Origin of the sequence: Sediminitomix flava, assembly GCF_003149185.1 — a bacterium.
Lineage (GTDB): Bacteria > Bacteroidota > Bacteroidia > Cytophagales > Flammeovirgaceae > Sediminitomix > Sediminitomix flava.
In genome coordinates, this window is record NZ_QGDO01000003.1 from 620,012 (window position 1) to 643,441 (window position 23,430).

11 protein-coding genes are annotated in these 23,430 nt (G+C 38.1%); 8 read left to right on the forward strand and 3 right to left on the reverse strand.

What is annotated here, in order from left to right; all coding sequences use genetic code 11:
- Positions 1-148 precede the first annotated feature (148 nt).
- The 3 genes from BC781_RS14325 to BC781_RS14335 form a co-directional block, all read right to left on the reverse strand.
- Positions 149-3,193, reverse strand: a complete 3,045-nt coding sequence (locus BC781_RS14325) for a GH92 family glycosyl hydrolase (protein ID WP_109618906.1) — start codon at positions 3,191-3,193, stop codon at positions 149-151.
- Positions 3,194-3,224: 31 nt separating this feature from the next.
- Positions 3,225-5,432, reverse strand: a complete 2,208-nt coding sequence (locus tag BC781_RS14330) for a GH92 family glycosyl hydrolase (protein ID WP_109618908.1) — start codon at positions 5,430-5,432, stop codon at positions 3,225-3,227.
- 76 nt (positions 5,433-5,508) lie between these two features.
- The gene (locus BC781_RS14335) at positions 5,509-6,489 is read right to left on the reverse strand and encodes an isoaspartyl peptidase/L-asparaginase family protein (protein ID WP_109618910.1); all 981 of its coding nucleotides are present in this window, start codon (positions 6,487-6,489) and stop codon (positions 5,509-5,511) included.
- Positions 6,490-7,017: 528 nt separating this feature from the next.
- On the opposite strand from BC781_RS14335, the gene BC781_RS14340 reads away from it, so the two are divergent.
- The 8 genes from BC781_RS14340 (at position 7,018) to BC781_RS14375 (ending at position 23,371) form a co-directional block, all read left to right on the forward strand.
- On the forward strand, positions 7,018-7,794 hold the full coding sequence (locus BC781_RS14340) for a DeoR/GlpR family DNA-binding transcription regulator (protein WP_109618912.1): 777 nt from the start codon (positions 7,018-7,020) through the stop codon (positions 7,792-7,794).
- 247 nt (positions 7,795-8,041) lie between these two features.
- On the forward strand, positions 8,042-11,119 hold the full coding sequence (locus tag BC781_RS14345) for a SusC/RagA family TonB-linked outer membrane protein (protein WP_109618915.1): 3,078 nt from the start codon (positions 8,042-8,044) through the stop codon (positions 11,117-11,119).
- An 11-nt stretch (positions 11,120-11,130) separates the two neighbouring features.
- Positions 11,131-12,990 (forward strand): SusD/RagB family nutrient-binding outer membrane lipoprotein, encoded by a 1,860-nt coding sequence (locus BC781_RS14350; RefSeq protein WP_109618917.1) that lies wholly within the window; start codon positions 11,131-11,133, stop codon positions 12,988-12,990.
- A 142-nt stretch (positions 12,991-13,132) separates the two neighbouring features.
- On the forward strand, positions 13,133-15,364 hold the full coding sequence (locus tag BC781_RS14355) for a GH92 family glycosyl hydrolase (RefSeq protein WP_109618919.1): 2,232 nt from the start codon (positions 13,133-13,135) through the stop codon (positions 15,362-15,364).
- Between the two features lie 38 nt (positions 15,365-15,402).
- Positions 15,403-16,161: a copper homeostasis protein CutC gene (locus BC781_RS14360; protein ID WP_109618921.1), complete on the forward strand. Its 759-nt coding sequence runs from the start codon at positions 15,403-15,405 to the stop codon at positions 16,159-16,161.
- 68 nt (positions 16,162-16,229) lie between these two features.
- Positions 16,230-17,474 carry a PNGase F N-terminal domain-containing protein gene (locus tag BC781_RS14365; protein ID WP_109618923.1) on the forward strand — a complete coding sequence of 415 codons (1,245 nt, stop codon included), beginning with the start codon at positions 16,230-16,232 and terminating at the stop codon, positions 17,472-17,474.
- 152 nt (positions 17,475-17,626) lie between these two features.
- Positions 17,627-20,212 (forward strand): beta-mannosidase, encoded by a 2,586-nt coding sequence (locus BC781_RS14370; protein ID WP_109618925.1) that lies wholly within the window; start codon positions 17,627-17,629, stop codon positions 20,210-20,212.
- Between the two features lie 495 nt (positions 20,213-20,707).
- Positions 20,708-23,371 (forward strand): family 20 glycosylhydrolase, encoded by a 2,664-nt coding sequence (locus BC781_RS14375; RefSeq protein WP_158281485.1) that lies wholly within the window; start codon positions 20,708-20,710, stop codon positions 23,369-23,371.
- The last annotated feature ends 59 nt before the right edge of the window (positions 23,372-23,430 follow it).

The window sequence follows — 23,430 nt, forward strand, 5'->3', positions numbered from 1 at the left end:
CTCACTTCGTTAATTCTTCGAATAGAATACCGGTAATCATTTGTCCTAGTACTTAAGATTTACAGTTTAGAAACTGACTAGGCATGGATATTATTGATATAAAATGAAGGCGGAGCAAAACCCCGCCTTCAAGCTGTACTATATATAATTATTCCTCAATCACAATCTCGTCAGTGAACATCCAAGTGTTGTTTCCTGCACCTGGGTGCCAAGCTGGAAGTTTCATATAAGGAACAGCTTCTACTTTGATGTAGCGAGCATTTGTTCCTTCGGCCGTTGCCTGAGCAAATCTGCGAACATTGATTCTTGGATGATTATTTGGCATGTCGGTTCCAGTTCTTCCTACTTCTGTGAAGTTTTCTCCATCTTCAGAAACTGAGAAGATCACTTCTTTCGGAAGGAATACCCATGAACCTGTATTTTCCAAGAAACCAATAGAGATATTGCTTACACTTTTAGCATCGCCCAAATCAACGATAGCTTCAAAGTTTTGGCCAGAAATACCATCCCATTTTCCATCTCTCAAATTATCTGAAGCATATACACCGTCAATCAATCCGTTTGTTCCAGAGTAGTATGACGGATGCTTTTTGTAGTTGATTGAAAGACTAGGGAATGTATCACCAGTATTATAATATGCATTTTTGAAATCAAAATCAGCTACAGCACTTGTGTTTCCGTCTGTGTCTACAGCTATTGCTTTTACCAATGTAGAAGAGGTGACTTCAAATGGATTTGTATATGTCGTACTGTTTGTCGTTGGTGTAGAACCGTCTAGGGTATAGAAGATCTCAACGCCATCTATAACATTTTTAAGCTCTACTGTAGTCTCTGCATTGAAGATCAATGACTCATTTGTGACGTATGGTCTGAAAATGTAAGGCTCATCGTCAGTGATTTGATCGGCTTCAGAAGGAAGAATTGCAAATGAAGTAGGTCTTGCTTCTAGAGCTGTACCCCAATCTGATTTTGCAGTAGCCATATCAAATGAGAGAATTCCACCTTTTTCAATTTGCTCATGCGTAATCATGGTCATAGGGTGGTTTTCGCCATTCAATTTTGCGGATTGAATATAGATAGCCTCATCACTTGTTTTTGGAGCTTCGATCACAAAGTCATTTCCATTATCCATATGGATTGTCACTTTAGGGAAGATTGGGCTACCAATAATGTATTCGCCATTGGCAGGGTTTACAGGGTAGAAGCCCATGGCAGAATAAACATACCAAGCAGACATTTGTCCACAGTCTTCATTTCCACTCAATCCATCACGTTCAGCCGTATACATTTCGTTCATTACTTGACGGATACGCTCTTGTGTTTTCCAAGGCTGACCCGCAAAGTTGTAAAGGTAAATCACATGGTGAGAAGGCTCATTTCCTTGTGCATACTGTCCGATAAGTCCTGTAACATCATGTGCCATATGGTTATCGTTTACGGCTTCTTGCAAGAACATTTCGTCAATCAATTTGGCAAATTTTTCATCTCCTCCGTGCAATGCCATCAAGCCATTTACATCTTGTGGCGCAAAGAAGTTGTAGTGCCAAGCATTTCCTTCCGTATAATCACCAGCTCCTAGCAATGAAATAGCCATTGGGTCAAAGTCTTTTGCCCAAACACCGTACATGTCTTTACTTCTTATAAATCCTGTTTCAGCATCGAAAAGGTTTTTATAATAAGTAGCTCTCTTGCTGTATTTCTCAAAATCTTCTGTTTTGCCCAATGCTTTTGCCATTTGAGCAACACACCACATATCGTATGCGTATTCTACTTGTTTAGAAACAGAGTTTGATTCTTTTTCTCTAGGAATAAATCCTTCTTTATTGAACCAGTACAAACCTCTGTCTTCGTCTTCTGCTGCTGCAACAATTGCTTCATAGGCTATTTCAGGATCAAAGTTGGTTTGTCCTTTCAAGAATGCATCTACAATCACAGGTACAGAATGGAAACCGATCATAGTTCCTGTCTCATTTGCTGAAAGCTCCCAAATTGGCAATTGGCCGTATTGCTCATATTTGGCAATCATCGATTTGATAAAATCATTATTTTGCTCAGGTGCTACCAATGTGAAAAGTGGGTGTGTAGAACGGAATGTATCCCAAAGCGAGAACAAAGTATGGTTGGTGAAGCCTGTTGCGGTATGAATTTTTTGATCCATACCTCTGTACTGATGATCTACATCCATGTAAACATTAGGAGCGATCATTGAGTGGTAAAGTGCAGTGTAGAAAACAGTGTTTTGCTCTTTAGAACCACCTTCAGTTTCTATTTTGCTTAACATGGTATTCCATGTTCTTTCAGCTTCTTTTTGTACTCGGTCAAAATCGAAGTCAGTTACTTCTGCATTTAAGTTTTTACGAGCACCATCTACGCTTACGGCTGAGATTGCTACTTTAACTACAATCGGTTCGTTTTCTTCCGTATTGAAGTTCAATACAGCTTTTACTCCTTTTTCACCTTCTAGTTTTTTTACATTCTCTAAAAGTTCACCTTCTCTATCACCAGCTACGGAAGCGAATGGTTTAGAGAATTGAGCTACGAAATAGACATATTGATCTCTAGCCCATCCCGAAGATTTACGAAGACCTACAATCTCATTTTCAGAAGTAACTTCAAACCACGTATCTCTTGGAGAATCAGAGATTCCGTGCTTGAGGTCTAAAATGATATGTGCGTCATCTGATTTCGGGAAAGTATATCTATGAACACCTACACGTGTAGTTGAAGTAAGCTCGGCTTGAATGCCATAATCCTTCAAGTTTACGCTGTAATATCCTGCTGAAGCTTTTTCTTCTGCTTTATCGAAACGTGAGCGGTAGCCTTCATCTGGATTAGCTTTTGTGCCTGGTTCTGTCTTGATTTCTCCAACTGTTGGCATCAATAGAATATCTCCATAATCACCTCCACCAGTTCCAGAAAGGTGCGTATGAGAAAATCCCATGACTGAGCTGTCTGAAGCATGATATCCAGAACACCAGTCCCAACCTTCAATGCCCGTATCTGGGCTTAGTTGTACCATACCGAAAGGTACAGTAGCCCCCGGGAAGGTATGACCATGACCGTCTGTTCCGATAAATGGGTCAACAAATTGGGTATATTTAAGTGATGTGCTAGTGTTCGTAGTCGTTTTGATTTGCGAGCTACATCCCACTAGCATTATAAGCACGCTAAGTATAGGAATATTCAGTTTCATATAAATGTTGTTTGAAGTCGTTGTTTAGATTTTAGTTGAAGAATTCAAGCGTTCCTCCTTGCATCAGTTCGTTGTGACTAATTTTCCAATCTTTAATCTCTTTACCATTAAATGTCACCTTTTTGGCAGTTGGGTTTTCATCAGAAATATGAGAAGCGATTACTTTTAGTGTTTTACCATTTCCGAGTGTTACTTCTGCTTCTTTGAAAAGTGGAACTCCAATGTCGTAGATGCCTTTTCCTGGATTTACAGGGTAAATTCCTAATGAACTAAGGATATACCACGAAGACATTTGTCCACAATCTTCGTTTCCACAAACACCATCAGGTGTCGATTTATACTGTGTTTTCAGAATTTCACGAATGCGTTTTTGTGCTTTCTCTGGCTTATCGATGTAGTTGTACAAGTAAGCGACATGGTGCGAAGGCTCATTTCCGTGTGCATATTGTCCAATCATACCCGTAGAGAAAATTGGGAGTTTATCTTCAGGCAGTGGGAAGAAAGTAAACATAGAATCTAATCTTTGTTCAAAACGCTCAGCACCACCCATGGCATCCATCAGACCTTCAATGTTTTGAGGGACATAGAAGAAATATTGCCATGCATTACTTTCGCAGAAGTGGTCTGTATAGTCTTTCGGATTAAAATCTTTGATGAAGTTTCCTTTATGATCTTTCGGACGCATAAAGCTAGATTCTGCATCGTAAGCATTTCTCCAGTTTTCCCCTCTTTGGGCAAAGTATGCTGCATCTTCTTTTTTACCTAAAGCTTCTGCGAGCTGTGCGATACACCAGTCATCATAGGCATATTCTAAGGTCTTAGAAACAGACCAGTTTTCATGATCGAAATTCAAAGGTGCGTAGCCTAATTCAATGTATTCTTTCATGGCATCGCCTTCTACATTCATGGCTGAGGCTTTGCAAGCTTCGTACGCTTTTTCGTAGTCAATACCTTGAATTCCTTTGAAATATGCATCTGTGATAATCGGCACCGCATGATACCCGATCATCATATTTGTTTCATTACCCATCATAGACCAAACTGGTAATAAGCCCGCTTCATCGTAATGTGCCAAAAACGAATTGATCATGTCGGGTACACGTGGTGTATGGATAAGTGTGTATAATGGATGCGCTGCACGATATGTATCCCAAAGAGAAAATGTATCATATCTGGTGTAGCCTTCTGCTTTGTGTTGTTTCTGATCAGCTCCTTTGTAGCCACCATCTACATCAGAATAAGTAGTAGGGGCTAATAAAGATTGATACATGGCTGTATAGAAAACTCTTTTTTCTTCGAGGTCTTCTGTTGTGATCTTGATCTTTTGAAGTTCTTTTTCCCAAATGTCGGAAGCATCTTTTCTGACTTGATCAAAGTCCCAAGTGTTTGCTTCTTTCTCAAGATTTTTTCGAGCACCTTCAATGCTATGAGAAGAAAGAGCAACTTTTACTTGAACAATGTTTTCTTCTTCTGGTGTATCGAAATCTAGGTAAGCTCTTGTTCGGAGGGCTTGTTTTTCATTGCCTTCTACTTCAGCCATCGGATTTTCTTTATCTGTTGTGAAAATCTTGTAGGATTTAATTGGCTGATCAAACTGAGCTACAAAATATGTTTTTTGCACATTTGCCCAACCTGATGAAAAACGGTAGCCTTCTACGGTATGCTCATCTACTACTTTTATATAAGTATCTGTAGGACCGTCCCAGTTTAGGGCATAGCCAAGGTTGATATAGATTTTTGAATCATCAGCTTTTGGGAAGGTGTATCTGTGAAATCCGACACGTTGTGTAGTGGTCAGTTCTGCGTGGATATCATAATCTAAAAGATCAACTTCATAAAAGCCTGGTTCGGCATGTTCTTGATCGTGCGTAAATAGCGAACTATGTCTTTGTACACCTTCTTGCATGATTCTGCTGCTTTTGCCGTTTAGTGGCATTACAAGGATATCGTACAAATCTCCTGCGCCAGTACCCGAAAGGTGTGTATGAGAAAAACCAGCGATGGTTGTGTCTGGCCAGAAGTAACCTGCAATTCTGTCCCAACCCGAATAGCCGTTGTCTGGGCTTAGCTGAATCATTCCGTGAGGTACGGTTGCACCAGGGTATGTATTTCCTGGACCGTCTGTACCTACAAATGGGTTAACAAAAGAGGTGTATCTCGTTTGCGATTGTTGAATATTTTTCTGACATGAAGTCAGAAAAAGTGCGATTGTTAGTAAGTTTATTAAGTGTTTAGTCATAATAATCAAAGATTATCTGGTCTAAAGAGTTGTATGTTTATCAAGGTGTCTAGCTACTGTTGCTCAAGTGAAAATGCTACCATTCCATTTTGTAAGGAGCATCTTCCATTCGATTCCCGTTTTTCTTATCTACTACAGCAAAGTTAAATCCGCTTCTGATGCCATACCCTCCGTATTCTCCGTCTTTATTTAAGGCTAAGAATCCTACTTGAAGATTTTCCATACGGTTTTTATGGGTATTCATGATTCTTTTTACCGCTATTTCACATGCTTCTCTAGGAGATTTTCCCATACGCATATATTCGACAACCATGGCAGAACCTGCCGTACGAATTACGGCTTCACCTAAACCGGTTGCACATGCAGCTCCAACTTCACCATCTACAAACAAACCTGCACCTATGATCGGAGAGTCTCCAACTCTACCATGCATTTTGTAGGCAGCACCCGAAGTGGTACATGCTCCAGCCAAATTTCCGTCAGCATCTAATGCAAGAGCTCCAATTGTATCATGATTCTCTATATTAATAACTGGTTTGTATTTTGATGTCTCCATCCATTTTTCCCAGTCCTTTTTAGATTGCTCAATAAGGAGTTCTTCTTCCTCGAAGCCGTTGGCTAAAGCAAATTGTTTTGCACCTTCTCCTACAAGCATTACATGAGGTGTATTTTCCATAACCAATCGAGCTACAGAAATAGGATGTTTGATACCTTGAAGAAAAGCGACACTTCCACAATCGTGTTTGTGGTCCATAATACATGCATCTAAGGTTACTTTTCCTTCTCGATCAGGTAAGCCTCCGTATCCGACACTACGTTCTTTAGGGTCAGCTTCGGGTACTCTTACTCCGTATTCAACGGCATCAAGAGCACTTCCTCCTTCTTTAAGATATTCCCAACCTGCTTCATTGGCTCCAAAACCATGGTTCCAAGTCGAGATCATGATTGGCTTCATACCCTCTTTCTTTATAGAAGAAGAAAAGCTAAATAGAGTTGAGCTAAGAAGCCCTCCACCTACTGTTAGTGACTTTTTTATAAATGACCTTCTATTTTGCATGTTATAGCATGTGTTTGTTTTACAATTTTAAAACTACGTAAACATTCATAAATATGCATGTTCGTGCAAATACATGTAACACATATTAACGAAGTTTGCACTTATTTTAAAAATAATAAGAATATATAAACGATGAAAATATTATGAGTGCTTGTTTTATAGGGTGTTGAGTGATTTTATGAATGATGCTTGTTTAAAAAACTAAATACTGACTGTGCTTTTTAAATAAATAATAACATGCATGAATCGACATTAGATGATTGCAATTTATAAGTTAAAAAGCTGATGTTTTTCTTGGGTTTATCTCTCTTTTTGTTTGTAAGTAGTTGATATTTAGGGTTCAGTTTGTTTTGTGTGCGAGGTGTGGAAGAGTATGCACGTTTGCATGTTTTTATATTTTTAAACGTCTCTTTACAATTATTATGGCTTAATTTTGAAAAATCATTAAAATGTATTTGCGTGTTTTTGCCTGTTTCTCTATGTTTGCAGTGTAGTTGAGACACTTTAAGAGACTAAACAAGATTAACAATGCTGAAGGACGAACGACATACTTTTATTTTAAATGAGATTAAGAAGAATAATAGAGTACTCTCTTCTGAATTGAGTTTAAGTTTAGGTGTATCAGAAGACACGATTCGACGTGACTTAAGAGAATTATCTGATGTAGGTAAAATCAGAAGAGTACACGGTGGAGCGGTTCAGCATCAAGAAGCAGAAGGGAATACAGTCTCAAATTATATTCCTTTTAGTTATGAAGATCGGGAAGTGTATGGCAAGAATGCAAAACAGTTGATTGCAGATAAGGCTGTCTCATTAATCAATGACGATATGGTTATCTTAATTGATGGTGGGACAACAAATCTTGAAATCGTAAAAAGATTGCCTTTAGAACTTAAAGCAACCTTTATTACAAACTGTTTGCCAGTTGCTATAGCTTTAGCTAATTACAGATTTGTAGATGTTCATTATTTGGGTGGTAAGGTTTTGCCTAATGCCCAAGTGACGGTGGGGTATCCATTATTGAAAGAATTATCGGATATTCAGGCAGATATTTGCTTTATGGGAACACGAAGCATAGATCTTAAGAGAGGTATTACAGATATCGATAGAGAAGAGGTACAGGTAAAGTATGAAATGAGTTGCTCTGCTAAGAAAGTAGTAGCGGTTGCTTCATCAGACAAATTAAATTCGTCTCAACCATTTGTCGCTGTACCATTATCCAACATTCATATGTTGATTACCGAATTGGAGCCAACGGATATTAGTCTTTTACCATTTGCAGAAGCTAATGTTTCCGTTATTTGACATTGAAAACTTACAAGCAAACAATTATATAGTACACACTTAGTCAATAAACAATCTTTCTTACAAAGGTGAAGAGGGATGAGTTATAGGCTCTTTTACCACATTTATAGTCAATTACGCAGTTGATTCTTAATGAGGATGGGAGAGGTACATCCCTCTGAAACCTATTTAAAATCAATTACTAGGTTAGGTTTTTCTTTGAAAATACCTCTATTCTAATCGTTTTTACTAATAACTAAACACAAACATGAGAAACACACTTTTTTGGTTATTTAGCATGTCAATGCTGATGCTAAATACCGCATATGCACAAGAGCGTACAGTCAAGGGGGTAGTGACTGATGCATCAGACAAATCACCCTTACCAGGTGTGAATGTTATAATTAAGGGTAGTGCTTCGGGAACGGTAACTAATTTTGATGGAGAATATGAAATCTCAATTGATTCAGATGCCTCTGTTTTGACATTCTCCTCAATCGGTTACAAAAGCATAGATAAAGTTGTTGGTAATGCTTCAACTATAAATTTAGCATTAGAGGTAGATGCTGAAGAATTGGAAGAGGTTGTTGTTACAGCCTTGGGTATTGAAAGAGATAAAAGATCTCTTGGATATGCTACTACAGAAGTTGGAGCGGATGAAATTGGTTCTGCAGGGGTTTCATCTAACATGATGAACTCGCTATCGGGTAAAGTAGCCGGTGTACAAATTGCTCCTGTTGGAGGTGGTGCTGGTTCTTCATCTCGTGTGGTAATTCGTGGTGCGGCTCTATTAGGACAAAGTAACCAACCTTTGTACGTAATTGATGGTGTACCAATGACCAATGAGAGTGTGAAGGATGCAGGTGGTTCTTCTGATAGTGGTGATGTTTCAACCGGTGACGGTCTTTCTTCAATCAACCCAGATGATATCGAATCTATGTCGGTATTGAAAGGTGGTGCTGCAACCGCTCTTTATGGTTCTAGAGCAATTAACGGTGTAATCCTTATTACTACAAAGAGTGGTCAGAAAGGAGAAAAACTAGGGATTGACTTTAGTACGGGTGTAAACTTTGACATGGTCGGTATTACTCCAAATGATCAAAAAAGATATGGACAAGGTACTTTAGGAGCTTTACCTTCTAACCCTAAAGCACAAACTTCAATGTGGGGACCAAGAATTACTGGTCAAGAAAACAATGCTTATTACGATGGGCAAACTCGTAACTTGAAAGCATACGATAACTACAATGATTTTTATAATACAGGAGTAACATTCAACACTAACGTTGCTCTTACAGGAGGTACAGAGAATTCAAGTATTCGTTTCTCATACAATAATCTTGACAGTGATGGAATGGTAGATAACTCTACGTTTAAGCGTAACAGCTTCAACTTAAGATCAAAAACATCATTGATGAATGATAAATTGAAACTGGATTCAAGGGTTACTTATACTAACCAAAAAGCACATAACCGTATGGAAATGGGTAACTCTGTTCATAACTATGCTGGTATGTTATTAGGAATTCCTACAACAAACAATGTAAACTGGTTGAAAGATTATAAAAACCCTGATGGTACAGCAAGAGGATATAACGATAAAGAATCGAACCCTTACTGGACTATGAACGAGGTTGTCAACGAAGATGAGTTGAACAGAATCTTGGGTATGGTTAGCTTAACTTATGAGTTTACAGATTACTTGAAGTTGATGGGACGTGCAGGTACTGATTTTAACTCTTTCAGACAAAATACTCTGCAACCGATGTATACTCCATGGTTTGAGCAAGGTAGAGCATTTGAAATGACAAACTTGAGCAGAGAAGATAACTACGATTTCTTATTGATGTTCAACAAGAAGTTTGGCGACTTTGATATCAATGCAAATGCAGGTGGTTCTTACATGAAAAACACCGTGAATTATTCTGAAAATGGTTCGATCGGGTTTACTTCTCCAAACTTCCAAAATCCAATTGCTGGTAGAGATCGTTTCTTAGATTACAAAACTTTTGAAAGTGCAATCTCATCGTTCTACGCAACAGCCTCAATCGGATATAAAGGTTATTTATTCTTAGATGTATCTGCTCGTAATGACTGGTCATCTACACTTCCAATGGATAATAACTCATTCTTCTATCCTTCAGTAAGTGGTTCATGGGTATTCTCAGATATGGATTGGAAAATGCCTGATTGGTTGTCATTTGGTAAGTTGAGAGCATCATGGGCGCAAGTAGGTTCGGCTACAGACCCATATATGTTGGCTCTTCAGTACAACTTTGATGGTCAAAACCACAACGGAATTAACGTAGGTGGTATTGAAGGAAATGTAATTCCAAATAGAAACTTGAAACCATCTATTCAAACTTCTCACGAAATCGGTTTAGATCTTAGAATGTTTAACAACCGTGTTGGAGTAGATGTAGCTTACTATAAATCTTCAGCAACAGATCAAATCTTGGCAGTAGATGTATCTCAAGGTTCGGGTTATTCTCAAGCAATGATTAACGCTGGTCAGATTGATAACCAAGGTTGGGAAGTAATGTTGAATGTAGTTCCTGTTCAAACAGATAATTTTACTTGGGACATGACATTCAATGCTTCATACAATGATAATCAAGTCGTTTCATTGTCAGAAGGAGTTGATCAATACAATCTATTCTCTCAAGGGGATGTATCAATTCAAGCTAGACCAGGAGAGGCTTACGGTGTAATTGTAGGTTCTAAATACTTGAGAGATGATGCTGGAAACATTGTAGTGGATTCAGAAGGTCGTCCGCAAAAAGAAGATGGTGTACATGAAATTGGTCAAGGTGTTCAACCTTGGATGGCTGGTTTGAGAAACACATTTAAGTACAAAAACTTCAGTCTGTCTTTCTTGATTGATAGTAAATGGGGTGGTCAAATCTACTCGAATACTGAAGCAGCAATGTATTCTTCAGGTAAGCACGAGGCAACTCTTGTGGGTAGAGACGAATACTACAGCACAGGACACTGGAATCCTGGAGGTCTTGTAAATGCAGATGGAACGGCATTTACAGGAAGTGTTGATCCAGAGTTATACTACGGAGCTATGTCAGGAATAAGTGAGCAGTTTATCTACGATGCTTCTTTCATCAAATTAAGAGAGGTTTCTATCACTTACATGATGCCTCACAAATTTATCCAGAAAACACCATTCAGAAACTTAGCAGTTTCAGCAACAGGGTTTAACCTTGGTTATCTGTGGAGAAAAACAGACAACATTGATCCAGAAAGTACTTTCACAAATGGAAATGCACAAGGTATCGAGATGTCTAACATGAGTATTCCAAGATCATTCGGATTTAAATTGAATGCTAACTTCTAATTCGGGAAACAATGAATATCAAAAAATATATACTAGGAACTGCTTTAGCAGCTACTACACTGTTTAGTTGTACTGATGGGTTTGATGAAATGAATGAAAACCCATGGACAGGTAATGATTTGGATGTAAAACATCAGTTTACTTATACGCAGCTGAAAATGTTTGCAAGTGGACATGAAGGTTTTAGAGGTAACCTAATCATGACAGGACCTTATGCTGGAAATACAGCAAACCTGTATTCAACAGGGATTGGCTTTGGCTTGAGTGATAGTTATACAAATGCCACTTGGGAATTGATTTACGGAGATGTAATGAAAAACCTTGTTGATGCCATGGGACGTCTAGAGGCTGAAGGTGGTCAAGATGATAAGATTGCTCAATTCCGCATAGTAAAAGTTGTGAACCTTTTGAGAGCAACTCTTCTTTATGGTGATATCCCTTATTTTGATGCAGGAAAAGGTTATTCTGATTTGATCTATTATCCTAAATATGATCGACAAGAAGATATCCTAAAAGATATGGTCAATGAGTTGAGAGAGTCTAGAGACTTGTTAGCAGCTAGCGGTTCTGAAATCTTTACTTATGATCTTTATGATTCTGGTGTTGCTGGGCCAACAAAATATATCAAGTTAGCCAATTCATTATTGATGCGTATCGGACTTACAATGTCTGAAGCTGATGCCACTGAAGGAGCTTCAATTTTCCAAGAGGCTTATACAAATGATGGTGGATATATTTCAAACTGGGGTGAAGCAGTTTATGTGAGACACGTTGAGGATGGTGGTCCTTGGGGACAACATGTAAACGGTACTGGTGTTGCTATTGAAGGTCAAGTAGGTGGTTTCTCATATGGTTATATGAGTGAAAAAGCCTTGAAATCGATGCAAGAAAAAGAAGATCCACGTATTTTCCGTTTAGTTAGTCACTTGACTTATGAAAGTGGTATTTCTAAATCTATGACTGATGTTGCTAAGTACAGAGACTTTGATCCATTTGCTCAAGCAGGTGAAGATGGAGAGTTCAAGCGAGTTCATTACAGAGGAGTAAGAATGGGTGACCGAGGAGATGGAAACCGTGGTTTGTATTATAAACCAAGCGAAGAAAAAGTTTACCATGCTTCTTATTGGGTTAACCAAAATACAGACTACAAATTTGAAGAAGGTGGACAGTTCGCTACTCTTGCAGGTTTGAGTCCTGCCACTTTCAACCGATTAACTCCTACAATGGTCATGGGAGCTGATGAAGTTCAGTTCATGATTGCTGAAGCGGCAAACATTGGGTATATCGGTGCAGATGCAAGATCAGCATTCCAAGCAGGTATTGAGTTTGCATTATCTAAATATGATGCAATGCCATACCCTGGTAAAGAGACTGAGCAGACTTATGAAGCTTTGTATATCAGTCAAACGAATCCAAGTTATAATCATGAGACAGCGGTATCAAATTATATTCAAAACGCTATGGATAGATATGATGCTGCTTCAGATAAGAGAGAAGAAATTATCTATGAGCACTGGATGGCAGATCTAGGTGATGGTTATAAATCATATGAAATCTGGAATAGAACACACATGCCAAGTATGGTTGTGCCAGATATCAATGCAGCAGGTGAAGATTATGTAGAACTTGCTTCATTTGAAGGAGATCCAACTATTGATCATGATTTAGATCCGATTGGGTCAGAGTCTATTCATTTGCATACTGGTGGTGTGACAGACGGAATTCGTCCTAGTCGTTTCCCTTATCCAAACAGAGAGCTTACAGTAAATTCAGCTAATGCAGACGAGGCAATGCAAAGACAAAGAAGCGAAAGTGGAACTGGAGCTGCTACAAACTTTATTGCCGTGAAACAATGGTATAGCCACAAATAATATCATTTAGTAATCAACAATTCAATAAGCCTCTTTCCAAAGGGGAGGGGCTTATTTTCAAATTAACAAGTGTGTGATAAGGAAAAGTGATTCAATAAATCATTAAATTGAAGTCTAACTTTTTCTCTAATTCTATAAAACTATGTCATTAAGTAAGAATATAATTCGAGTAGGAAAAGCAGTTCTTGCACTATGGCTTACTACTGGACTGACTGCCTGTGAAACCCAACAAGATAACCAATCATTAATCCAATATGTAAACCCATTTATCGGCACAGGAGGACACGGACATACTTTCCCCGGTGCTACATTACCTTTTGGAGGAGTACAAGTTAGCCCTGTAAATGGACAGAGCGGTTGGGACTGGGTTTCTGGTTACCATTATTCAGATTCATTGTTAGTTGGCTTTGGACATTTACACCTAAGTGGAACAGGTATCGGAGATTTAAACGATATTTTAATTCTACCTACAACACAAGCATATCCATTAGATGCTAAAATCAATCAAAGAGATAAATTACCTTACCTAGAAAAATATACCCATGCCAATGAAGTAGCTCAAGCAGGTTACTATAAAACTCATTTGCTAAATAGCGACATTATTGCTGAAGTAACAGCAGGGAAAAGAGTAGGCTTTCACCAATGGACTTTTCCTGAAAATACACAAAAACCATCAGCTATCATTGACCTAGGTTTTGCAGTAAATTGGGATGGTGCAGTAGATACAGAATTTGAACAAGTAGATAAATATACGCTAAGAGGAAAAAGATTCTCAAAAGGTTGGGCAGAAGATCAACGTGTCTTTTTCCAAGTAAAAACTTCTGAGGAAGTAGAAAAAGTAGAGATCAATAAAGAAGGAAAACGTTTGGTTGCTCAAGTTTTCTTCAAAAACACCGATGAAAACAAGCAAGTACGAATTGCAGTTGGTATTTCTTCGGCTTCATATAATGGAGCACATTTAGCATTGCTAGAAGAAGCAAACAATTGGACTTTCGAAGAAAAGAAAAAAGAAGCACAATCAGTTTGGGAGAAAGCTTTAAATCAAGTGCAAATCACTAGCTCTGACGAAAAACAGAAAGAGATTTTCTATACAGCCCTTTATCATTCTAAAATAGCACCAGTAACTCACTCTGATGCAGAAGGCTTTTACAAAGGAGCAGATCATGAGGTTCATAAAACAAAAGGTGGAGATTTCTATAGTACATTCTCTCTTTGGGATACTTTTAGAGCCGTGCATCCACTTTTTACCATTTTAGAACCTGAAAAATTCAATGCAGATTTGATCAATTCAATGTTGGCACATTATGATCAAACAGGTATTCTTCCAGTTTGGGCATTGGCAGGTAACGAAACTAATTGTATGACAGGTTATCATTCTATGCCTGTACTTGCAGATGCAGTATTGAAAGGTATCAAAGGAATTGATGCAGAGAAAGTTTTTGAAGCAATGAAGGCAACTTCACTACAAGATGCCAGAGGACTAAAATTATATAAGGAATATGGTTTTATTCCTGCAGACCTTGAAGATGAGTCTGTAACTACAACCTTGGAATATGCTTATGATGATTGGTGCATAGCTCAAGTCGCGAAACATCTAGGTAAAGAAGAGGACTACAAAGTATACATGAAACGTTCGGAAGGTTATAAACCACTTTTCGATAAGGAAACAGGTTTTATGAGAGGGCGACAAACGGATGGTACTTTCCGTACTCCTTTCGACCCTAAAGAAGCAAATCATAGAGAAAATACAGATTATACAGAAGGGAATGCATTCCAACATTCTTGGTTTGTATTGCATGATGTTCAAGGTCTGATCAATATGTTTGGTTCAAACGAAGCATTTGTAGCGAAGCTTGATGAGTTATTTACAGAGAGTTCAGAAATTAGTGGGGAGCATGTATCTCCTGATATTTCTGGAATGATCGGTCAGTATGCACATGGCAATGAACCTTCACATCATATTGCTTACTTATATAATTACGCAGGGCAGGCTTGGAAAACCCAAGAGAAAGTGAGAGAAATCCTTGAGACTCAATATGACAATACTCCTGACGGAATTAGTGGTAATGAAGACTGTGGTCAAATGTCTGCTTGGTATGTATTTAGTAGTGCAGGCTTGTACCCAGTAAACCCAGCAAATGGATATTATGATATAGGTAGTCCGTTATTTGAAAATGTAAAACTTAATACGTCTTCAGGGAAAACCTTCGAGATTATTTCTAATAATGTTTCTGATCAAAATATTTATATTCAATCTGCAAGTTTGAATGGAGAACCTTTAAATACTTACCGAATCTCCCACAAACAATTAATGAATGGAGGAACTTTAGTTCTTGAAATGGGACCAAAACCATTGAAAGAAATTAACCTCTAAAACGGTAAGACAAACTTTAACCTAAGAATTTATAAAAGATGACAACACGATTAGAAATATGTTCATATTCGGTAGAGTCGGCAATTAAGGCTCAAAGCGGTGGAGCTGACCGAATAGAACTATGTGGTGGGAGATTAGAAGGAGGGACAACTCCAAGCTATGGAATGATTCAGCAAGCTCGAAAATATATCCATGTTGATTTACATACGATCATTCGTCCTAGAGGTGGTGATTTTGTGTATTCAGAACTTGAATTTGAGGAAATGGTTCAAGACATCAGAATGGCCAAAAATATTGGTTGTGATGGTGTAGTAATCGGTTCTTTAACAATAGATGGAAAAGTTGATATTGAAGGGAACAAACGCTTGATCAAAGAAGCAAGGCCAATGAAAGTGACATTTCATAGAGCATTTGATATGGTAGATAATCCTTCTGAAGCACTTGAGGAATTGATAAACTTAGGCGTAGATGGAGTGTTAACTTCTGGGCAATGTATGACTGCCGAAGAAGGAATCGAACTAATAGCAGATTTAGCAAAGCAAGCTGCAGGTCGAATAGATATTATACCCGCAAGTGGAATTAACCCGAGTAATGTACAACGAATTCAGAGTGAAGGTGGGGTGAATTGGATGCATTCTTCCGCATCTGTTACTGTAGAAAGTAAGATGAGATACAGAAATAATTCCGTTACGATGAGTAAAGAGTCTCGTTCATCTGAGTTTGAAATTACTGCAGTTGATGAAGAAACAGTAAAAGCAATGAAGAAGGCTTTGTTTGTTTATTCGAATACTATTTGATAGACAGATGACGTACAGACTTCAAATTTTTTCTGAGAACGAATAGATTTAAAAAGGATAGTGGATAAATGAAAAAGTTACTTTTTTATATTCTCCCTCTAGTAGGCTTGTGTGTTGCATGCGGGCCAAAAGAGGTTCCTTCCATCGGAAGTAAAAGCTACCAAGTTTTTGACAAAGAGCATTTGTACTTTGATCCCGAAATCAATAAAAATGGGATTCAAGTCAGTGAGACAGATCCATTTTATATAGAGTCGGGAAGGATCATGCTCAAAAAATTGACGATTCCGAAATTTGAAAGAGAAACAAAAGTCAAAATCACAGTAGAAGAAACCTCTGCAGGAGATCGTTGGGATAAATCTGGTTCTGTATTTATGATGCCTGCAAATGGTGTAAATATGTTGTCTGTAGCTAAGAAAGAGTATGAATTGAAAAATTCTGAAAATGCTGAAGAAACAGATAGTTTTCCAGGAATTATTGCAGAAGGAGAATATCAGCCAACAGTAGAGCTGATGCGTTTCATGACGCCATTTGGTGTTGGGTTCTACTCAGAGCAAGATACATCGAAGTACCCAAACAGAATGCCTGTTTATATTGATGGTTGGGCTAAAAAAGCCGTTTGGGAGCAAGATATTACACACCTTATTCCACTTTTGGAAGGTGAAATTTATGTAGGTGTTCATATAGACACATGGACAAAAGAAGGCTACAATATCTCAGTTCGTTTGGATTTTGAAGAAAGTGAAAATGCTTACGAACCAGCAAGGAAGAGATGGGTAAGCCCAGTCATGAATACAGTAAGATACATACCTCCCCAACGTGGCTGTGACCAGTTCCAACGTAAAGATGTTGGTACAACTGTAAATGTCCCTGCGGGTGCAAAAACTGTAAATATTGGCTATATCACCACAGGTCACGGAGGGCACAGTGGCGGAGATGAGTTTGTTCCTACAGAAAATATTATAAAAGTAGATGATGAAATATTCCACAGTTTTACGCCTTGGCGAACAGACTGTGCATCATTCAGAAGATTTAATCCTACTTCTGGGGTATGGTTGAAAAAACGAAAAGTAGATTATATCGACTGGGAGAAGAAAAAATACCAAACAAAAGAGATCGAGGAGCCAGAAGCATCTTCTGACCTTTCGAGGTCAAATTGGTGTCCGGGTTCAGACGTACCACCTCTTATTTTACCAATGAGCATTGGATCGGGCGAGCATAAGATTACAGTCAGCATGCCAACGTCTCAAGTCCAAGCAGAGAATGAACACAATTTCTGGTTCGTATCCGCATATTTATTCGGCGAACTAAACTAACAAATAAGGTGAATTCTAAATTAACCTTAATCTGATCTGGAGAGTAGTTTCGCCCCACTAATCTTTTCCTTTTATTAGGGAAGAATAGTTGGGGCAACTATGGTATAAAACAATGTTGACATCTGATTCAAGAAAAACACTTAACCTTCATCATGAAAATACATCGCAACATATCTTTTTACCTGATATCCCTTTTTGCTCTCTTAGCTATAAGTTGCAGCTCTAAACAGCAGAAGATAGCTAAGCAAGAGATCGACCTAAATGCTGGATGGGAGTTCAAGCAGAGTTCGAAGGAAAAGTGGTATCCAGCTACAGTTCCGGGAACAGTTCATACAGATTTGTATGCCAATGACCTTATTCCCGATCCTTTTTACCGCCAAAATGAAAAAGATCTTCAGTGGATTGAAAATGAAGCATGGGAGTACAAAAAAACATTTGATGCCCCTGCTATAAAAAACAAAGATTTCAATTTTAGCCTTCAGTTTGATGGACTAGACACCTATGCAGATGTTTTTCTGAATGATAAAAAGATACTGAGTGCTGACAATATGTTTGTCGGTTATGAAAGTGAAGTAACTTCTTTGCTGAAAGAAAAAGGGAATGAACTCCGTATTCTTTTCCATTCTCCAATCAAAAAGACAGAAGGGTTGAGACAAAAAGCAGGCTTCGAATATCCTGCAGGAAATGACGCAAGTGAAGAAAAGCTAAGTGTTTATGCCCGAAAAGCACCTTATCATTATGGTTGGGATTGGGGACCTCGTTTTGTGACTTCCGGCATTTGGCGAGATGTGAAGTTGGTACAACGAAAAACAGCCACAATCAAAGACCTTCATATCATTCAAGAATCTTTGGATGAGCAAAAAGCAGAACTAGCCATAGAACTAGAAATAGAAGCCTTTAAAGCAATTGATGATGCTCAAGTTCAACTCCTTATTGGAGAAAAGAATGTGAACAGTAGCCAAAAAATTAGCTTGAAAGAAGGTTTAAACCAATTGAAATTTAAAGCGCAGATCGATACGCCACAACTTTGGTGGCCCAATGGATTGGGAGAACAACATCGTTATGAAATTTCAGCTCGACTTTTCCAAGCTGATGAACAACTTGATGAAAATGTTCAAAAGATAGGTCTCAGAACAATTGAGGTTGTCAATGAGCCAGATAGCATAGGAGAAAGTTTCTATGTCAAAGTCAACGGACAGCCTGTTTTCATGAAAGGTGTCAACTACATTCCTCAAGATAGTTTCCTTCCTTCTGTAACCAAAGAGCGTTACGATTGGATGTTTGAAAGTATGATAGATGCCAACATGAATATGGTTCGTGTATGGGGTGGAGGAATTTATGAAGATGATTATTTCTATGAGCTATGTGACGAAAAAGGATTGCTTCTTTGGCAAGATTTTATGTTTGCTTGTACGATGTACCCCGGCGATGAAGATTTCTTGAAAAAAGTAGAAGAAGAAGCCATTTACAACATCAAGAGAATCCGTAACAGACCATCTTTAGCCCTTTGGTGTGGAAACAACGAAATTCAAGTAGGATGGGAAAACTGGGGGTGGCAAACGGAGTTCAAATGGTCTGAAGGAGTACAGCAAAAGCTGATTTCAGATTACAATAAATTGTTCAAAGAGTTATTACCAAACTTGGTAAAAACACATGATGCCAACCGATTCTATTATCCTTCATCACCAATTAGTAACTGGGGAAATCTTGACGATTTCAAAATAGGAGATAACCACTACTGGGGAGTTTGGTGGGGTAAAAAAGAATTTGAGAGTTTCAAAGAATATGTACCTCGCTTTATGAGTGAGTTTGGTTTCCAATCATTCCCCGCAATGGAATCTATCAAAGCATTTTCTGAAGCAGAAGATTGGGATCTGAATTCTGATGTGATGAATCAGCACCAAAAGAGTAGTATAGGTAATGTGACCATCAAAGAATACATGCAAAGGGATTATGAGGTTCCTTCAGACTTCCAAGATTTTGTATATGTAGGGCAATTACTCCAAGCAGAAGGAATGAAACTTGGTTTAGAAGTTCATCGCAGAAGAATGCCTTACTGTATGGGAACATTGTATTGGCAATTAAACGACTGTTGGCCTGCCGCATCTTGGTCTTCTATAGATTATTACGGAAAGTGGAAAGCACTTCATTATGCCGTTCGAGAGGCTTTCAGTACACAATTGGTCTCTACGGATTTGGAAGGCGATCGCTTAAAAGTTTTTCTTGTAAATGATGAATGGCAAACAAAAGATGCACAACTACAAATCACTTGGAACGACTTTAAAGGCAACATTCTGATGAAGAAAATTTCTGAATTAAAACTTGCCGCAAATTCAAGTGAAATCGTTATTGACAAACATCTGACAGAAGTGTTAGGGAAGTCAGTAAGTCCGACAGAAAGACAAAATAGTTACCTCAAATTTGCCTTAGTCATTGACGGAAAAGAAGTGAGCAAAACATTTACTTTCCTAACAAAACCAAAGAATCAACAATTACCAACGGTAAAAGTAGCAACTTCCATTATTGAAAAAGATGGAGAACTTTACGTCAAGTTAGCAACCGATGCTTTCACCACAGGTGTCGAAATCAGCTTTGACGGACAAAAAGAAATTCACCTTTCAGACAACTATTTCTATTTAGAAGCAAATGAAGAGAAACTCGTAAAAATCTCTCGTACTTCTTTAGATAAAGAGGATTTGAGCAAAATCATGAAAGTGAAGTGTCTGAATAATATTTGATAGTATTGAGACGGGAAAGAATAGATATGAAAGTTTTTTTTCATGTAAACCATTCAATCTCAGTAGGTATTTAATTTCTTGTTCAAATGTCTGTGTTCATTTCTTTCCTTGATGAAAGAAACGAACCAAAGAAAATCAAGCCACATAAAAAACGGTCAGCCCACTGGCTATGACTCCTCCGCTTTTGTGGCAAACATCCCGCCTATAGAACGCATTTAGCGGAAGGCTTGTCCCATCGTGAGGAGCTAGGGGTGGTTGTAGCGTGAGAGATTTGAATGGGACTTGACTTTTTTTGCTTCGTTTTTTGTGTCAAGACAAAAAATGAAGACTACAATAAATAATGTAAACATTAGTACCCACAGTGAAAGGACATTTTTATGGAAATCGAAATACAAGAAATATACAGTAAGACTTCTATCTAGTCTTCATAAACTAAACTATTGTTTTAGAAAAAATCCAAATAATATGATGAGAAGGACAAACAAATGGAGCAAGATGAAGCACAATTTAGTCGTACTAAGTTTCTTCTTCTCTAGTCTCAACTTGTACGCACAAGAAGAACAAACAAGAAACTTTATGCCTGTCCCACAAGAAGTAACTTGGGAAAATGGCAGGTTTGATATTGATCAAAATTTTACACTTTCCCTACACGGAAATTTTGATGATAGATTGTATGGTGCAAGCCAAAGGTTTTTACGTCGTTTGCAAGAAAGAACAGGTGTCTTTTTTGAGCAAGCGTATGTCAATGAAAGCCATGTCAATCAACAAGCAAAGTTTATCATTGAGGTAGAAAGAGCGGGAGTCGTAAAATTGAATGAAGATGAAAGTTATAGTCTTCAAGTAAACTCAGATCAGATTTTACTAAAAGCAAAAACAGATATTGGAGCAATTAGAGGATTGGAAACCTTACTTCAAACCTTTGATGCAGACCGAAAAGGTGCCTTTTTCATGACTGCAAATATTCAAGATAGTCCACGATTTCCTTGGCGTGGTTTGATGCTTGATGTATCACGTCATTTTCACCCAATGGATGTCGTAAAAAGGCAATTGGATGCAATGGCAGCCGTAAAAATGAATGTACTTCATATGCACCTTGCAGACGATCAAGGTTTCAGAATTGAAAGTAAAGCACTCCCAAAATTACATGAATTGGCAAGTGAGGGAGAATATTTTACCCAAGATGAAATCAGAGAGATCATAGCATATGCAGATGACAGAGGTATTCGTGTAATGCCAGAGTTCGATATGCCAGGACATGCCACAGCCATGATTTTGGCTTATCCAGAAATGGCAAGTGCTCCTTTTCAGTATATGGATAAGAAGCCCGATTTGAGTCCTGAAGAAAAGAAAAAAGCCTATGCAGAAATGAACGTAGAGCATATCTTGGAAAGACATGCAGGTGTTTTTGATCCTACAATTGACCCTACAAATGAGAAAAACTACGAGCTGATCAATTTATTGATCGATGAAATGACAGCGCTATTCCCCGATGAGTATTTCCATATTGGAGGAGATGAAAATGAATATAAGCAATGGGCTGACAATGATCAGATTCAAGCTTTCATGAAAGAAAATGACATTCCAGATCATCATATGCTTCAGAATTACTTCAACACCAAATTGTTGGCAATGATCCAAGCACAAGGAAAGAAAATGATGGGTTGGGATGAAATTTTGGTAGAAGGCTTACCAAAAGATGCCATTATTCAGTCTTGGAGAGGAAAAGAGTCGTTGTTCGAAGCCGCAGAAAAAGGTTATACAGGGCTTCTTTCAAATGGTTATTACATTGATTTGATGCATTCGGTAGACGATCATTATACGGTTGATCCTTTGGAAGGTGGTGAGCAACTTTCTGAAGAAGAACAAAAAAGTATTCTAGGGGGCGAAGCGACAATGTGGTCTGAATTGGTTACCAAAAATACGATTGATTCTAGAATTTGGCCACGGACAGCAGCGATTGCGGAGAGACTTTGGTCTTCAAGTTCGGTAACAGACCTAGATGATATGCACCGAAGATTGGATGTGACAAGTCGTACATTGGAAGAGTTTGGTCTAAAGCACATCACTCAGCCCAATGTGATTTTGAGAAATATTGCTCGTTCGGGAGATATTGCAGCCTTAAAAGTATTGACGGGAGTGGCTGAACCAATGGAACATTATAACAGAAATCCGTTAGGTTTAATGTATACCATGCAATCGCCATATACCTTATTTGCAGATGCTTGTATTGCAGATGCTCCAGATGCACGTGTTTTCAGAAAATTGGTTGAAGCATATTTGGCAGGAGGTACTTCAAAAGAAAATGAGATCAAAGATTGGTTACATTTCTGGAGTGCAAATCATGAAGCGTTTATGAAATTACGTGAACACTCTTCGACATTGGCTGAAGTAGAACCACTTTCAGAAAACTTATCTAAATTGGCTGAAATTACCTTGGAAAGTTTCGACCATTCGAAGGCTATTGACCAAGAGTGGTATCATGAGGCTGAGCAATTCTATTATGAGGCCAGAAAGCAACAAGCTCGTACAATTTTACAGGTTGTAAAACCAATGGAGAAATTGTTCAAGAATAACACAAAAGTGCTTTACGCCAAACATACGACAAGTATTCCAAAGATTGATTGTAGTTTCTCAGATTGGAATATTGAAGACTGGAGTTTATTCACCAGTGAAAGAGAATATGTGGGCGGAGCTTACAGAACGGATAGTGCTCATTATGCTTTACAATGGGATGAAAACAATCTTTATGTGGCATTGAGAATGAATAACTTCAAAATTAGTGCAGATAAAAAATACGGAGATGCTTTAGGAAACTTCATTGAGCTGATTTTTGAAACGGAAGATCAATCAAGGTATACTTATTTATTGCAAGCGAATAACAAATCAATAGCAACCAAAGAAGTCAATGAAACATCTACTTCATGGAAGAATAAGATAAAGTCTAAAGTGATTGTGATGGGAACTCTAAATGTACAAGAAGATTGGGATGAGGCTTATCAAGTAGAAATAGCAATTCCTTGGAAAGACTTAAATTCAAAGTTCTCTGATGCCATCAAAATGAATATGGTCATCCATGAGAAAGCTTCAGCAGATGAAGATCTCAAGTTTGATTATCTGATAGGAACAAGCCCTAATGCTCATTTAATTTTAGTTGAGTAGAAGAATATTTAATTATAGAAAATATTAAAACAAAGCCTTCAATATTTATTGGGGGCTTT

Bases quoted from the DNA above. Each gene is read 5' to 3' on its own strand.
- BC781_RS14325 (WP_109618906.1), bottom strand. From the start codon at position 3,193: ATGAAACTGAATATTCCTATACTTAGCGTGCTTATAATGCTAGTGGGA.
- BC781_RS14360 (WP_109618921.1), top strand. From the start codon at position 15,403: ATGACAACACGATTAGAAATATGTTCATATTCGGTAGAGTCGGCAATT.
- BC781_RS14365 (WP_109618923.1), top strand. From the start codon at position 16,230: ATGAAAAAGTTACTTTTTTATATTCTCCCTCTAGTAGGCTTGTGTGTT.
- BC781_RS14350 (WP_109618917.1), top strand. From the start codon at position 11,131: ATGAATATCAAAAAATATATACTAGGAACTGCTTTAGCAGCTACTACA.
- BC781_RS14355 (WP_109618919.1), top strand. From the start codon at position 13,133: ATGTCATTAAGTAAGAATATAATTCGAGTAGGAAAAGCAGTTCTTGCA.
- BC781_RS14340 (WP_109618912.1), top strand. From the start codon at position 7,018: ATGCTGAAGGACGAACGACATACTTTTATTTTAAATGAGATTAAGAAG.
- BC781_RS14375 (WP_158281485.1), top strand. From the start codon at position 20,708: ATGAAGCACAATTTAGTCGTACTAAGTTTCTTCTTCTCTAGTCTCAAC.
- BC781_RS14370 (WP_109618925.1), top strand. From the start codon at position 17,627: ATGAAAATACATCGCAACATATCTTTTTACCTGATATCCCTTTTTGCT.
- BC781_RS14335 (WP_109618910.1), bottom strand. From the start codon at position 6,489: ATGCAAAATAGAAGGTCATTTATAAAAAAGTCACTAACAGTAGGTGGA.
- BC781_RS14330 (WP_109618908.1), bottom strand. From the start codon at position 5,432: ATGACTAAACACTTAATAAACTTACTAACAATCGCACTTTTTCTGACT.
- BC781_RS14345 (WP_109618915.1), top strand. From the start codon at position 8,042: ATGAGAAACACACTTTTTTGGTTATTTAGCATGTCAATGCTGATGCTA.